Consider the following 15005-nt stretch of genomic DNA (forward strand, 5'->3'; position numbering starts at 1 on the left):
CGGCTGAGCGCAGGCCCCGCCCGTCCGTGACTTCGTAGACTGAGGTCATGCCCCGCCATCACCGCCGTCGTCCCCAGGACGACGGGCCCGACGAGCGGATGGAGAGGCTCGTCGCCGGCTGGCGTCGGGTCGAGGTGCGGCGCGGGGTGGAATGGAACGTCCAGCCCGTCTCCGGCGCCTCCGCGGTCAAGGAGTACGTCTGCCCGGGATGCGGGAGGGCCGTCGAGCCCGGAACCGCCCATCTCGTCGCCTGGCGGGCCGACGGAGTGCTCGGCGACGCCAGCGACCTCTCCGGACGGCGGCATTGGCACGCCCACTGCTGGAAGATCGGAGTCTGACGTGGCCGACATCGAGATCCGCAGCACCACGCTGCTCCCCGCCGTGCGGGAGGACATCGAGCTGCACACCGCCGACGGGCTCACGCTCGTGGGAGAGCTCGCCCTCCCCGAGGGGCGGCCGCCCGTCGCGACGCTCGTGACCCTCCACCCCCTGCCGCCCGGCGGCGGCTTCATGGACTCCCACATCATCCGGAAGGCGGCCGCCCGCCTTCCTGCTCTCGCCGACCTCGCGGTGCTGCGGTTCAACACCCGAGGCACCTCGTCGCCCCGGGGGACCAGCGAGGGCGCCTACGACCACGGCGAGCGCGAGCGGCACGACGTCGACGCCGCGATGGCGTTCGTCCACGAGCGGGGGCTCCCGCATCCATGGCTCGTCGGCTGGTCGTTCGGCACCGAGCTGGCGCTGAAGTACGGCGCTCGGCACGAGATCGAGGGCGCCATCCTCCTGTCGCCGCCGCTGCACCGCACGTCGGCCGAGGAGGTGGCCGCATGGGACGGCAACGGCAAGCGGCTCGTCGCGCTCATCCCCGAGCTCGACGACTACCTCCGCCCGCCCGAGGCCCGCGAGCGGTTCGCTGCCGTCTCCGACATCGAGCTGATCGAGGTCGAGGGCGGCAAGCACCTCTGGGTGGGGGAGAACCAGACACGGCGCGTGCTCGACGAGATCGTCGCCCGCGTGAACCCCGCCGTGCCCCTTCCGCTGCCGACGGTCTACCACCTGCCCGACTGAGCATCCGGGGGCGGGCGAACACGTCGGCGCTCGTCGTGGACGGGGCCGTCAGCGCTCGTTCTGGATGGGGATCACGACCTGCTTGATGATGAGCAGGATCGACGCGGCGATCGGGATCGCCACCAGCGCCCCGAGCACACCGAGCAGTGTGCCTCCCGCGAGAGCGGCGATGACGACGAGCGCACCCGGCACCGAGACCGCGCGGTTCATGATGCGCGGGCTGAGCACGTACGCCTCGACCTGCATGTAGACCACGTAGTAGATGCCCGCCACCAGGGCGAGGATCGGGGTGGTGAGGCCCTGGATCAGGCCGTTGCCCGTCGACAGCCCCGGGATGAGACAGACGAGCACGATGATGACCGAGCCCGAGATCGTCCCGACCAGGGGGATCACCGACAGCATGCCGGCGAGGAACGCGAGCACCGCCGGGAACGGCGCTCCGATGATGCTGAGGAAGATGAAGCTCAGGATGCCGTTGATGAGACCCAGGCTGATCTGACCGACGACGAAGCGGCCGACCGAGTGGGTGATCTGCTCGGCGAGGTCGGCGAACCGCTCGCGCTTGCTCGCCGGCACCAGACGGTACGCGGCCCGCTTGATGCTGTTCAGCGACGCGGTGAAGTACAGGGTGAGGATGAGCACGATGACGACGCCGAAGGCGCCGCTGGCGATGCCGATGCCCACCTGGAGGGCGCCGCCGGCCAGCGCCGTGATGTTGCTCGTGTCCTGGAAGTAGCTGAGGACGGCGTTGTACACCTCGTTGATGTCGATGAAGCCGCCCAGCTGCTGGGTCAGGCTGGCACGCCACTTCTCGTCGATCACGCGGTTGACGACGTCGGGCACCGTCGTGATCAGCTGCGAGGTCTGCTCGACGATGATCGGGACGACCGCGAACACCAGCCCGGTGAAGACGCCGAGCACCACGATGAGCACGGTGACGAGGGCCAGCCAGCGCGGCCAGCGCTTGCGCTCGAGCCACGTGATGATGGGGTCGAGACCGAGGGCGATGAAGAGCGCGACACCGACGTAGGTGAGGATGGTCGCGAGCGAGGCGACGGCCCCGAGGATGAGCAGTCCGACCCCCACACCCAGCGTGGCGACCAGGCCCAGCGTGAACGCGTTCTGGATCTTCACGGTTGCTCCCGCCGGATCGATGCATCGAGTGTCGCTCAATCCTAGGGGTGACCTGAGACGCCCGCCGCAGCATCGACCTGCATGCTTCCTGGGTGCAGCCTGTGCGGACTCACCGGCAGCGTCGGCTATCGTGGATTGTCCTCGTTCGGGAGCTGATACGTGCGTTTCATTCTGGCCATCCTCGCCTTCATCATCGCCACGGCGCTGATCGGATACGGCGTCGCTCAGCGCACCTTCTTCCTGCCTCCGTCCACCGTCGAGTCGACGGTGCAGACGGGCGACGGAGTGGCCTACGCCGTCATCGACTCCGACGCGCTCCGGTCGCATGAGGGTGCGCAGACGCTCACCGTGAGCAGCGGCAACGGCGGCACCGTCTTCGCCGCCTACGGGCGCACCGCCGATGTCGAGGCGTGGCTCCAGGGCTCCGCCTACGACCGCATCAGCACCGGTGACCAGGGCCAGGGCCTCGTGATCGAGTCCGTCGCCGCCGATCCGGACGGGGCCGAGAACGTCGCGAGCGGCTCCGCCGACCCGGCCGCGAGCGACCTCTGGCTCGAGCGCTTCAGCTCGGAGGGCACGCTCTATCGCACGCTCAACCTGCCGGAGGGCTACTCCGTGATCCTCGCCTCGAACGGCACCGATCCCGCTCCCGCCGAGGTGAAGATCTCCTGGCCGGTCTCGAACGCCACGCCCTGGGTCGGTCCGACCCTGGTCGCGGGCCTCGTGTTCCTCCTCGTCGGCATCGTGCTGCTGATCCTCGGCCTCATCCACATGCGCCGATCGCACGGCCCGCGTCGCAAGCCCCCGGCACTGCCGAAGGGCAAGCGCTTCTCGTCGTCGCGCACGAACGCGATCGAGTCGAGCGTCACCCGGCGTCGCCGTTCGATCAAGGCTCCGATGGCCGTCGGCATCCCGGTCGCCCTCGCCTCCGCTCTCGTGCTGAGCGGCTGCTCGCCCGACTACTGGCCGCAGCCCGCGGCGGCGCCCACCGCGGTCGCCACCGACGACGCCACGCCCGCGCCGACCGCTGTCCCCGACGACGCCACGCCCGAGCCCGTGGTCACCAGCGAGCAGTTCGCCTCGATCCTCGCCGACGTCTCGTCGGTCGCCGCCGAGGCGGATGCCGCGGCGAACCGCGACCTGCTCACCTCGCGCTTCGAGGGCCCCGCGCTCGACCTCCGCGCGGCGACCTACGCCATCCGCGCCGCCTACCCGGAGTACGCGGCGCCGCAGGCGATCCCGTCGACCCCCGTGCAGGTGCTGCTCCCGCAGGCCACCGATTCCTGGCCGCGCACCGCCTTCGCCATCGTGGGCGGCGACGACCCGTCGGTCCCGCCCGTCGCGCTCTTCCTCACCCAGGACACCCCGCGCGCCGACTACAAGGTCTACTACGAGATCGCCCTCGAGCCGAACACGACGCTGCCCGAGGTCGCCGCGGCGACCGTCGGAACCACCCGCCTCGGTCCGGAGTCGAAGCTCCTCGCGCTGACGCCCGATCAGATCAAGACGGCGTACTCCGACATCCTGCTGAACGGCGACGCCAGCCAGTACGCCGCGCAGATCGACCCCACGGGCGACACGCTGCGCTCGCAGGTGGGCGCCGACTACAAGAACACGACCAAGACCACCCTGTCGGCCACCGCTGCCATCGAGTTCGCCTCGGTCGCGGCGGCGGGCGACAGCATCGCCCTCGCCACGAGCGACTCCGGAGCGCTCGTCGCGGTCGACATCGGCGAGACCACCACGGTCAAGCCCGTCCAGGCCGGCGCCACGATCAAGCCGGAGGGTGCGGTCAAGGCGCTCTCCAACGTGACCGAGACCGGCAAGGGCACCGAGGCCACGTACGACTACCAGCTGCTGTTCTACGTCCCGCCCCAGGGGACGCCCGGCGCCAAGGCTCAGCTGCTCGGGTTCACCCAGGGCCTTCTCTCCGCGAAGGAGCTCCCATGAGCATGACGCCCCCGCTGCCCGGCAACCTCCGTGGCGCCGTCGATCTGTCGAGCCTGGTCTCGCGCGCGCAGGCGCCCGCCTCCGCTGCCGGGGGATCCGCGGCGGGAGGCGTCGGCGCATCCGGTGAGGCGTCGCCGCTCATCGTGACCGCGTCCGACGCGAACTTCCCGCAGCTCGTCGAGCTCTCGAACACCGTTCCGGTGATCGTCGACCTCGCTGCGTCGTGGGCCGAGCCCAGCCAGGAGCTCTCCGCGGTGCTCGACCGGGTCGTCACGTCGTACGGCGGGCGCGTCGTGCTCGCCCGCGTCGACGTCGAGGCGAGTCCCCAGATCGCGCAGGCCTTCCAGGCGCAGTCGATCCCCACGGTCGCCGCCATCATCGGCGGGCGCCCCGTCGGGCTCTTCGCCGGCGTCTACCCCGAAGACCAGATCCGCGACGTCATCGAGCAGGTGCTCCAGCTCGCGCAGCAGAACGGTGTCACCGGCACCGTGCCGGTCGAGGGTGCACCCGCCGACGGCGAGGCCGCCGAGCCCGTCGAGGAGCCGCTGCCGCCCCACCACGCCGAGGCGTACGAGGCGATCTCCACCGGCGACTACGACACCGCCATCGCCGAGTACCAGACCGCGATCGCCCAGAACCCCCGCGACACCCTCGCCGTGGCCGGGCTGGCGCAGGTGCAGCTGCTCAAGCGCCTCGACGGCGTCACCCTCGACGAGGTGCGCGCCGACGCCGCCGCCCGCCCCGACGATCTCGATGCTCAACTCCTCGTCGCCGACCTCGACGTCTCCGGCGGCCACATCGACGACGCCTTCGGTCGCCTCCTCGACCTCTTCCCGAAGCAGGACCAGGCAGGGAAGGACCGCATCCGCGCTCGCATGCTCGACCTGTTCGAGGTCGTCGGCACCGACGACCCCCGCGTCGCCAAGGCCCGCACCCGTCTCGCCGCCCTGCTGTTTTAGGCCTATCTCTCGCCGCCGCCCCTGCGGCGAGGTGCGGTGAGTGCGCACGGCTCGTGTTGCGCCGCCCTCGGGCGCGGGAGGCGCCGTCACGCCGCCGCCTCCCGCGGGCGGGGCGCCGCCGTGCTTCCGCGCGCCACGGGCGGCGGTGGGGGTGGGGGTGGGGCCGGGCTAACTCCGGAGATTTCGAGGGACGCGCCGCGAGAGTTCCGGAGTTGTCTCCAGGACGGGCGGAAGTCCGGAGTCAGCTCCCGCGCTCCCCGCGCGATGTGAGGCCCGACGCACATCCGTCGAGCGGCGAGAAGGGGCCCCTTGCGGATGCGGGATTGGGCGTGTTCTCGCCGCTGGGCGCCTGAGCTGTGACCCCCGTAAGGCTCGATCCCGCCGAATGGCGGGAAGGGGACCTTTGCGGGTGCGGGAAAGGGCATGTTCTCGCCGTTCGGCGGGCAGGGACGCAGGTCCGTCAGGGGCGTTCGTCCCTCAGGGGTCGCGAGTGGCGAGAAGTGGCCCCTGACGGGTGCGGGAGAGGGCGCGTTCTCGCCGTTCGGCGCTCCGGGACGCGGGCACGGGGCGCGAACGGCGAGAACCCGCCCGTTCCCGGGGCGGGAGGGGGCGGGTTCTCGCTGCTCGACGCGGGCGGCGGGAGCGGGGACTACGGGGCCGGGGTGCGGCGGGGGCGGAGGTAGAGGGCGGCGAGCGGGGGGAGGGTGAGCTCGGCCGAGAAGGGGCGGCCCTGCCACGGGACGGGCTCGGCCTCCACGGAGCCGAAGTTGCCCACGCCCGAGCCGCCGAACTCGGCCGCGTCGGTGTTGATGAGCTCGTCCCACACGCCCTCGACGGGGAGCGCGACGCGGTAGGGGCCCACGGGCTGGCCTGAGAAGTTCATGAGCACCGCGACGGGGTTGCCCTCGTCGTCCCAGCGCAGGAACGACACGAGGTTCTGGCTCGAGGAGCCGCCGTCGATCCACTCGAAGCCGCCGGGCTCGTTGTCGCGCTTCCAGAGCGCCGGGTTCTCGCGGTAGACGCGGTTGAGCTGACCGACGAGCCCGAGGAGGGCCTGGTGCACGGGCTGGTCGAGGATCCACCAGTCGAGCCCGCGCTCCTCGCTCCACTCGGACGGCTGCCCGAACTCCTGTCCCATGAAGAGCAGCTGCTTGCCCGGGTGCGCCCACATGAAGCCCAGGTACGCCCGCAGGTTCGCGAGCTTCTGCCAGTGGTCGCCGGGCATCTTCGACAGCAGCGAGCCCTTCCCGTGCACGACCTCGTCGTGCGAGATGGGGAGGATGAAGTTCTCGCTGAACGCGTAGAGGAACGAGAACGTGATCTCGCCGTGGTGGTACTGGCGGTACATCGGGTCCTGCTCGATGTAGTCGAGCGTGTCGTGCATCCAGCCCATGTTCCACTTGAGGCCGAACCCGAGGCCGCCCCGGTTGGTGGGATGCGTGACGCCCGGCCAGCTGGTCGACTCCTCGGCGATCATGACGATCCCGGGGTGCAGCTTGTAGGCCGTCGCGTTGACCTCCTGCAGCAGGCTGATGGCCTCGAGGTTCTCGCGCCCGCCGTACATGTTCGGCAGCCACTCGCCCTCCTTGCGGGAGTAGTCGAGGTACAGCATGCTCGCCACGGCGTCGACCCGGAGGCCGTCGACGTGGAACTCCTCGAGCCAGTAGAGCGCGTTCGCGACGAGGAAGTTGCGCACCTGGCTGTTCCCGAAGTCGAACACGAGGGTGCCCCAGTCGGGCTGCTCGCCGCGGCGCGGGTCGGGATGCTCGTAGAGCGCCTCGCCGTCGAACCGCGCGAGCGCCCACTCGTCCTTCGGGAAGTGCGCGGGCACCCAGTCGACGAGCACGCCGATGCCGGCCTGGTGCAGCCGGTCGACGAGGTACCTCAGGTCGTCGGGGTGGCCGAACCGCGAGGTGGGCGCGTAGTACGAGGTGACCTGGTAGCCCCATGAGCCGCCGAACGGATGCTCCGCCAGCGGCAGGAACTCCACGTGCGTGTACCCGAGCTCGGTGAGGTAGGGGATGAGCTCATCGGCGACCGTGCGGTAGTCGAGCCCGGGCCGCCAGGAGCCGAGGTGCATCTCGTAGACGCTCATGGGGGAGTTGTGGGGGTCGGTGGCCGCGCGGGTGGCCATCCACTCGTCGTCCTGCCACTCGTGCCGGGCGCGGCCGATCTTCGAGGCCGTGAGCGGCGGCACCTCGGTGTAGCGGGCCATCGGATCGGCGCGCTCCACCCATCCGCCGTGCTGGGTGAGGATCTGGAACTTGTACGCCCCGCCCTCGCCGAGCTCGGGGATGAAGAGCTCCCACAGGCCGGTGCTGCCGAGGCTGCGCATGGCGTGGAGGGTGCCGTCCCAGCCGTTCATGTCGCCGATGACGCGGACGGCGCGAGCGTGTGGAGCCCAGACGACGAACGTGGCGCCGGAGACCTCCTCGCGCACGCCGGTGAGGGCGCGGACGTGCGTGCCCACGACCTTCCACAGCTTCTCGTGCCGGCCCTCGCCGAACAGGTGGAGGTCGACCTCGCCGAGCGACGGCGCGAAGCGGTAGGGGTCGTCGCTGGTCCACACACCGCCGTCGGCGTAGCGCGCCTCGATCCGGTAGTCGTCGCGGCCCGTGAGGGTGAAGCCCTGCCAGATGCCGTGCGCGAGATGCGTCAGCTGCACGCGCGCGCCGGTGGAGAGCACGGCCGAGACCTCCTCGGCCAGCGGCCGCAGGGTGCGGATCACGGTGACCGGGTCGGTGAGGCCCGGCGCGTGCACCTCGTGCTGGCCGAGCACCGAGTGCGGGTCGTAGTACGAGCCCGTGCCGACGGCGGCGAGGACGTCGTCGCCGATCGAGGGCAGGTCGAGGACGGTGGACGCATCCGGAGTCGACATCAGTCGTCTCCTCTCTCGTGCTGGACGTGGAGGATGTGGGCGGGCTGGGTGAACGCGTCGAGACGCACGTAGTCGTGCTGGCCCCAGACGAACTCCTGGCCGGTGAGGAGGTCGCGCACGGTGAACTCGCTGTCGGTCTCGAGCCCGAAGCGGGTGGGATCGAGGTGCACGGTGGTCTCGCGGACCGAGTGCGGGTCGGTGTTGACGACCACGATGATCGTGTCGCTCACGCCGTCCGGCGTGAAGCGGCGGTCGAGGTGCTTCGAGTAGACGAGCACCGCGTCGTCGTCGCTCCAGTGCACGTCGATCGTGCGGATGTCGCGCAGGGCGGCGTGCTGACGGCGGATCGAGTTCAGCTGCGTGATGAGCGGCGCGAGCGAGGTGCCCGCGGCCTCGGCGGCAGCGAAGTCGCGCGGCTTGTACTCGTACTTCTCGTTGTCGAGGTTCTCCTCGGACCCCGGGCGCGCGATGTTCTCGACCAGCTCGTACCCGGAGTAGACACCCCACGAGGGCGACGCCGTCGCCGCGAGGATGGCACGGATCTCATAGGCCGGCCGACCGCCGAACTGGAGGTACTCGGTGAGGATGTCGGGCGTGTTCACGAACAGGTTCGCCCGGTAGTAGGGCGCCCACTCGCCGAGCATCTCGAAGAACTCGGTGAGCTCCTCCTTCGTGTTGCGCCAGGTGAAGTACGAGTACGACTGCTGGAACCCGACCTTGCCGAGCGTCTGCATCATCGCGGGTCGGGTGAAGGCCTCGGCGAGGAACACCACGTCGGGGTGGCGGCGGTTCACCTCGTGGATGACCCACTCCCAGAAGTCGACGGGCTTGGTGTGGGGGTTGTCGACCCGGAAGATCTTCACCCCGAACGCGATCCAGTGCAGCAGGATGCGCAGGGTCTCCTGGCGGATGCCCTCCGGATCGTTGTCGAAGTTGATCGGGTAGATGTCCTGGTACTTCTTCGGCGGGTTCTCGGCGTAGGCGATGCTGCCGTCGGGGAGGGTCGTGAACCACTCCGGGTGCTCGGTCACCCACGGGTGGTCGGGGGAGGCCTGCAGGGCGAAGTCCATGGCGACCTCGAGGCCCTGGCGGGCCGCCGCGGCCACGAACTCGGCGAAGTCGGCCTGCGTGCCGAGATCCGGGTGGATGGTGTCGTGGCCGCCGGCGGCACCGCCGATGGCCCACGGCGATCCCGGGTCGCCGGGCTGCGGGTCGAGGGTGTTGTTGCGCCCCTTGCGGAAGGCCGATCCGATCGGATGCACGGGCGGGAGGTAGACGACGTCGAAGCCCATCTCGGCGACGGCGGGCAGGCGCTCGGCGGCGCTGCGGAGGGTGCCGCTCGTCCACGAGCCGTCGGGAGCCTGCTCGGCGCCGATCGAGCGCGGGAACAACTCGTACCAGGCGCCGACGCCTGCGCGCGAGCGCTCGACGACGAGGGGATACCACTCCGAGTGGGTGACGAGGCTCTGCGCCGGGCGTGCGACGAGCGCGTCGACGACGGCGTCGGAGTGGATGGGAGCCAGTCGCTCCTCGACGGGGAGCCGCTTGTCGGCGAGCGTCTGCGACACCGTCTTGAAGAGCGCCTTCGACGGGACCGGGCGACCCTTCTCCTTGGAGAGGCGCTTGAACAGCTCGGCGCCGATCGTGAACATCAGCTCCACGTCGACGCCGTTGGCGATCTTGATCGTCGCGTTGTGCTCCCAGGTGGCGAAGTCGTCGGAGAACGCGCGGATGCGGAAGCGCCAGGCGCCCTCGGACGTCACCTGAGCGAGAGCCCGGTACTCGTCGTCCCAGGAATGGACCCGGCTGAGGGGGACCTCGACCACGGCGCCCGTGGGCGACTGCAGCTCGAGGTGGGCTCCGACGGCGTCGTGGCCCTCGCGGAACACGGTCGCACTGAAGGGGAGCACCTCGCCGTCGTAGGCCCTGGCGGGCCAGCGACCGCCGTCGACGACGGGCGCCACGTCGAGGATGGGGATCCGGCCGATCGCCGGCGAGAACGACGGGAGCTGTTCCGACTCTGAGACTCGTGCCACGAGACCGACCGTACCAACATCGGGTGACCCCGCAAGGAACGTCCAGGTACCTGCTGTTCACACCTCCGTCATGGGACTGCCGTAGGGTGGCGGTGCCGCACGACGCGCGGCGCGTACGACGACCGATGGCCGCCATGCCGTCGTGGGAGTGAGGGGTTCGAGTGAGGGCTATCCGTAGGTTCACGGTCAGGAGCGTCCTGCCCGAGTCGCTGTCGGCTCTGAGCGAGCTCGCGGTCAACCTGCGCTGGGCGTGGCACGAGCCGACCCGCCAGATCTTCGCCCACATCTCGCCCGAGGTCTGGACCGCCACCGAGGGCGACCCGGTCGCGGTGCTGGGCGCCGCCGGTACCGAGCGCCTCGAGGGCCTCGCCGCCGATCCCGGCTTCGTCGCCTGGGCGAACAGCCTCCGCGACGACCTGCACGCCTACCTCGGGGGCGAGCGCTGGTACCAGCAGCTCGAGGGTCAGAAGCCCGCCTCGATCGGGTACTTCTCGCCCGAGTTCGGGATCGCCGCCGCTCTGCCGCAGTACTCCGGCGGCCTCGGCATCCTCGCCGGCGACCACCTCAAGGCCGCGAGCGACCTCGGCGTGCCCATCATCGGCGTCGGACTGTTCTACCGGTCCGGCTACTTCAACCAGGCCATCTCGCGCGAGGGCTGGCAGCTCGAGAGCTACCCGCTCCTCGACCCCGACGGCCTCCCGCTGTCGGTGCTGCGCCAGGCCGACGGGAGCCCGGCGCAGATCGTGCTCGCGCTGCCCGACGATCGCGCCCTCTACGCGCGCATCTGGCAGGCGCAGGTCGGCCGTGTGCGCCTGCTGCTGCTCGACACCGACATCCCCGACAACGACGACGACCTCCGCTCCGTCACCGACCGGCTCTACGGCGGCGGCGGCGAGCACCGTCTGCTGCAGGAGATGCTCCTCGGCATCGGCGGCGTGCGGGCGCTCACCATCCTCGCCGAGCTGACCGACACCGAGCCGCCGGAGGTGTTCCACACCAACGAGGGCCACGCGGGCTTCCAGGGTCTCGAGCGCGTCTCCGACCTCATCGGCAACGGTCTCACCTTCGACGAGGCGTTGCAGGTGGTGAGGGCGAGCACGGTCTTCACCACCCACACGCCCGTGCCGGCCGGCATCGACCGCTTCGAGCGCTCGCTCGTCGAGCGCTACTTCTCCACCGACATGCTGCCCGGGCTCGAGGTGGAGCGCGTGCTCGCCCTCGGCGCCGAGGACTACGAGGGCGGATCGCCCGACGTCTTCAACATGGCTGTGATGGGTCTGCGCCTGGCGCAGCGCGCCAACGGCGTCTCGGTGCTGCACGGTGACGTGAGCCGTGGCATGTTCAACGGCCTCTGGCCGGGCTTCGACAAGGCGGATGTGCCGATCACCTCGGTCACCAACGGCGTCCACGCCCCCACCTGGGTCGACCCGGCGCTGCAGGAGCTCGCCCGCGAGCGCCTCGGCACCCAGGACACCACGGCCGCCGACTGGATGTCTCCCGCCGTCGGCGACGGCGAGCTCTGGGCCGTGCGCGGTCGCATGCGCCGGCAGCTGGTGCTCGACGCGCGGCGCCGCGTGACCGAGGCGTGGCGGGCCCAGAACCCGGCGTCGATCGCGCCGGCGTGGTTCAACGGGCTCCTCGACCCCGACGTCCTCACCATCGGGTTCGCTCGTCGTGTGCCCACCTACAAGCGGCTCACCCTCATGCTCCACGACCCGGCGCGCCTGAAGTCGATCCTGCTGAACCCCGAGCGGCCGATCCAGCTCGTGGTGGCCGGCAAGTCGCATCCGGCCGACGACGAGGGCAAGCGCCTCATCCAGAAGCTCGTGCAGTTCGCCTCCGACCCGGAGGTGCGCCACCGCATCGTGTTCCTGCCGAACTACGACATCGGCATGGCGCAGACGCTGTACCCGGGCACCGATGTCTGGCTGAACAACCCGCTGCGTCCGCTCGAGGCGTGCGGGACATCGGGCATGAAGGCAGCGCTCAACGGCGGCCTCAACCTGTCGATCCTCGACGGCTGGTGGAACGAGTACTACGACGGCGACAACGGCTGGGCCATCCCGACGGCCGACGGCGCGCCCGACGCCGAGGAGCGCGACCGCCTCGAGTCGGAGGCGCTCTACGACCTCCTCGAGCACCAGGTCGCGCCGCGGTTCTACGACCGCGACGCCGACGGCATCCCGGCGAACTGGATGTCGTCGATCCGGCACACCCTCGCCACCCTGTCGCCCGAGCTGTCGGCCGAGCGGATGGTGCGGCAGTACGTCGAGCGCCTCTACGTGCCCGCGACGCTCGCGGAGGAGCAGATGACCTCCGACGACTACGAGCACGCCCGCGAGCTCTCGGCGTGGAAGGACCGCATCCGGGCCGGATGGCCTGGCGTGGCGGTCGTGCACGTCGAGTCGGGCGGGCTCGACGAGACGCCGCAGGTGGGAGAGGAGCTCCACGTGCGTGCTCAGGTGCAGCTGGGCGATCTCGCTCCCGACGACGTGTCGGTCGAGGTCGTCTACGGCCACGCCACGAGCGCCGACGAGCTCACCGAGACGTCGACCGTCCGGCTGTCGTCGGCGGGGGAGCCCGCCGACGGCGCCGCGCGGATCTTCACCGGGACGGTGCCTCTGGCGTCGTCGGGCACGTTCGGGTACACGGTGCGTGTCGTGCCCCGTCACACGTACCTCGCCTCGGAGGCCGAGCTCGGGCTCATCGCGGTCGCTCACTGAGCGGCCGCGGGCCGGGGGAGGCGGCGGGCCCGGCTGCCCGCCAGGCCGCTCTGCCGAGGGCTGAGGGTCGGCGTCAGGCCACGGTCTCGGTGCCGAGCACCGCGTCGGTGACCTCGGCGGCGCACGGATTCACCCCGGCGTTGTCGGGGATGCGCAGCCCCAGCACGGTGTTGATGAGCATCCCGTCCGCCAGGAACCGTTGCGCCTCATCGGCGCTCATGCCGCCGTCGGTGCGGAGGAACTCGAACACCGACAGGAAGCCGTCGCGAGCGCACGGGCCGATGACCGGATGCGAGCCCAGCGTGAACGCGTGCATGAGGCAGAGCAGCACGTCGCGATCCTGCGCCAGCACATAGTACGAGTCGCCGAGCGCCGTCTCGATGCCCGTCTCGGGGGAGCGCGTCGCCAGCGCGTCGCGGAACGACTGCATGACGAGGTCGAGGGCGCGCGTGAGCACCGTGATGAACAGGTTCTCCTTGGTGCCGAACATCCGCACCACGTAGGGCTGGCTCACGCCCGCGGCCCGCGCGACGGTGTCGGTGGTCGTGCCGTGGTAGCCGGCCTCCGCGAACACCGAGGTGGCCGCGGCGAGTACGAGATCTCGACGGTCGTCTGAGGACATCCTGGAGCGCTTCTCGGTCACGCTTGACATGTTATCAGTCGATTACCTAATGTGGCCTGAGCTAAGTGATCATTCGATTACTTCCTGTCCAGACCGAAGGGATCGCCGTGTCGACGACCGCAGCAGTGCTCGAGGAGCACGAGACCACGCCGACGCGGATCCGGCGGCGTGTGCCCGTCTGGCTCGCCATCGTCGCCGCCTCCATCCCCACGTTCATGGCGACGCTCGACAACCTCGTCGTCACCAGCGCCCTGCCCGTCATCGGCCAGTCGCTCGACGCGTCGATCGAGCAGCTCGAGTGGATCGTGAACGCGTACACCCTCGGCTTCGCCGGGCTCATGCTGTTCGCGGTGGCGCTCGGCGACCGCTTCGGGCGACGCACGGTCTTCCTCGGCGGCATCGGGCTGTTCACCGTCGCGTCGGCGCTCTGCGCGGTCGCGACCGAGCCGTGGCTGCTCATCGCCGCCCGGGCCGTGCAGGGCGCCGGCGCGGCCGCCCTCATGCCGTTGTCGCTCACGCTGCTCGTCGGCTCGGTGAGCGACCGGATGCGCCCCCTCGCGATCGGCATCTGGGGCGGCATCTCGGGCCTCGGCGTCGCCCTCGGCCCCCTCATCGGCGGCGCCGTGATCGAGGGCTGGAGCTGGGACGCCATCTTCTGGCTCAACGTGCCGTTCGGGGTCGTCGTCATCCCGCTCGTGCTGTGGGCGCTGCCGAACTCGTTCGGCGCCCGCCTCCGCGCCGACGTCGTGGGCGTGCTCCTCGCGGGCATCGGCGTGCTCGGCGTGGTCTACGGGATCGTGCGCGGCAACGAAGCGGGGTGGACGAGCCTCGAGGTGCTCGGCTCCATGGGGCTGGGCGCCGTGCTCCTGATCACGTTCGTCGTGTGGGAGTCGCGGGTGTCGAATCCGCTGCTGCCGCTGCGCCTGTTCCGCGATCGGAGCTTCACTGTGGCGAACGTGGTCGGCCTCGTCTTCAGCTTCGGCGCATTCGGGTCGGTGTTCATCCTCATCCAGTTCCTGCAGATCGTGCAGGGGGCGAGCCCGCTCGAGGCGGGAGTGCAGACCATCCCCTGGACGCTGGCGCCCGTCGTGGTGGCTCCTCTCACCGGACTGCTGGCGCCGCGCGTGGGCACTCGGGCCCTGATCGTCGCCGGGCTCGCGCTGCAGGCGATCGGGATCGGCTGGCTCGCCCTGGTGATGAGCGCCGACGTCGCGTACACGACGCTGCTCCCCGCGTTCGTCTTCGCCGGGGTGGGCATGAGCCTCGTGTTCGCGCCGAGCTCGACGGCGGTGCTCGCGAACATGAGCCCGGCCGACAACGCCAAGGCGTCGGGCACGAACTCCACCCTCCGCGAGCTGGGTGTCGCGCTCGGCATCGCCGTGCTCTCCGCGGTGTTCACCGGCGCGGGCGGGTCGTTCACCCCGACCGGGTACGTCGATGCCGCGATCCCCGCGGTCGCGGTCGGCGCGGGTGCGCTGGCGCTCGCGGCGCTCCTCGCCCTCCTGCTGCCCGCGGGCCGCGAGCGGCTCGCCCCCGCCCACTGACCCCCTCCCCACCTGATCCGTCACCTTCGGCTGGTGCGGAGGCCGCGGACCAGCCGAAAGTGACGGATCAGGAGTTCGTCGGGGCGGGGAG

General features: G+C 70.7%; 10 protein-coding genes. 6 read left to right on the plus strand and 4 right to left on the minus strand.

The features are described from left to right. Positions 1 to 47 precede the first annotated feature (47 nt). The gene (locus tag ACFJGV_RS18400; protein WP_378145647.1) at positions 48 to 338 is read left to right on the plus strand and encodes a hypothetical protein; all 291 of its coding nucleotides are present in this window, start codon (positions 48 to 50) and stop codon (positions 336 to 338) included. 10 nt (positions 339 to 348) lie between these two features. Beyond that, positions 349 to 1068 (plus strand): alpha/beta hydrolase, encoded by a 720-nt coding sequence (locus tag ACFJGV_RS18405; protein ID WP_378148788.1) that lies wholly within the window; start codon positions 349 to 351, stop codon positions 1066 to 1068. 48 nt (positions 1069 to 1116) lie between these two features. Here ACFJGV_RS18405 and ACFJGV_RS18410 read toward each other — a convergent pair whose 3' ends face one another. Next, a complete protein-coding gene (locus ACFJGV_RS18410; RefSeq protein WP_378145648.1) occupies positions 1117 to 2202 on the minus strand; it encodes an AI-2E family transporter in 1086 nt (361 codons plus the stop codon). A 159-nt stretch (positions 2203 to 2361) separates the two neighbouring features. Here ACFJGV_RS18410 and ACFJGV_RS18415 point away from each other — a divergent pair, with 159 nt between their 5' ends. Then, positions 2362 to 4152: a hypothetical protein gene (locus tag ACFJGV_RS18415; RefSeq protein WP_378145649.1), complete on the plus strand. Its 1791-nt coding sequence runs from the start codon at positions 2362 to 2364 to the stop codon at positions 4150 to 4152. Next, positions 4149 to 5111 carry a tetratricopeptide repeat protein gene (locus tag ACFJGV_RS18420; RefSeq protein WP_378145651.1) on the plus strand — a complete coding sequence of 321 codons (963 nt, stop codon included), beginning with the start codon at positions 4149 to 4151 and terminating at the stop codon, positions 5109 to 5111. The genes ACFJGV_RS18415 and ACFJGV_RS18420 overlap by 4 nt, the downstream gene beginning before the upstream one ends. Before the next feature lie 649 nt (positions 5112 to 5760). On the opposite strand, the gene glgB is transcribed toward ACFJGV_RS18420, so the two are convergent. After that, positions 5761 to 7989 carry a 1,4-alpha-glucan branching protein GlgB gene (gene glgB, locus ACFJGV_RS18425; protein WP_378145653.1) on the minus strand — a complete coding sequence of 743 codons (2229 nt, stop codon included), beginning with the start codon at positions 7987 to 7989 and terminating at the stop codon, positions 5761 to 5763. Then, positions 7989 to 10025 (minus strand): alpha-1,4-glucan--maltose-1-phosphate maltosyltransferase, encoded by a 2037-nt coding sequence (locus tag ACFJGV_RS18430; protein WP_378145654.1) that lies wholly within the window; start codon positions 10023 to 10025, stop codon positions 7989 to 7991. The genes glgB and ACFJGV_RS18430 overlap by 1 nt, the downstream gene beginning before the upstream one ends. 161 nt (positions 10026 to 10186) lie before the next feature. Between ACFJGV_RS18430 and glgP the strand changes: the two genes are divergently transcribed. Continuing rightward, positions 10187 to 12748: an alpha-glucan family phosphorylase gene (gene glgP, locus ACFJGV_RS18435; protein ID WP_378145655.1), complete on the plus strand. Its 2562-nt coding sequence runs from the start codon at positions 10187 to 10189 to the stop codon at positions 12746 to 12748. Between the two features lie 73 nt (positions 12749 to 12821). On the opposite strand, the gene ACFJGV_RS18440 is transcribed toward glgP, so the two are convergent. Then, the gene (locus tag ACFJGV_RS18440) at positions 12822 to 13391 is read right to left on the minus strand and encodes a TetR/AcrR family transcriptional regulator (RefSeq protein ID WP_378145657.1); all 570 of its coding nucleotides are present in this window, start codon (positions 13389 to 13391) and stop codon (positions 12822 to 12824) included. An 86-nt stretch (positions 13392 to 13477) separates the two neighbouring features. Here ACFJGV_RS18440 and ACFJGV_RS18445 point away from each other — a divergent pair, with 86 nt between their 5' ends. Then, positions 13478 to 14914: a DHA2 family efflux MFS transporter permease subunit gene (locus ACFJGV_RS18445; protein WP_378145659.1), complete on the plus strand. Its 1437-nt coding sequence runs from the start codon at positions 13478 to 13480 to the stop codon at positions 14912 to 14914. Positions 14915 to 15005 lie beyond the last annotated feature (91 nt).

The organism is Cnuibacter sp. UC19_7 (genome assembly GCF_042699995.1).
Taxonomy (GTDB): domain Bacteria; phylum Actinomycetota; class Actinomycetes; order Actinomycetales; family Microbacteriaceae; genus Cnuibacter.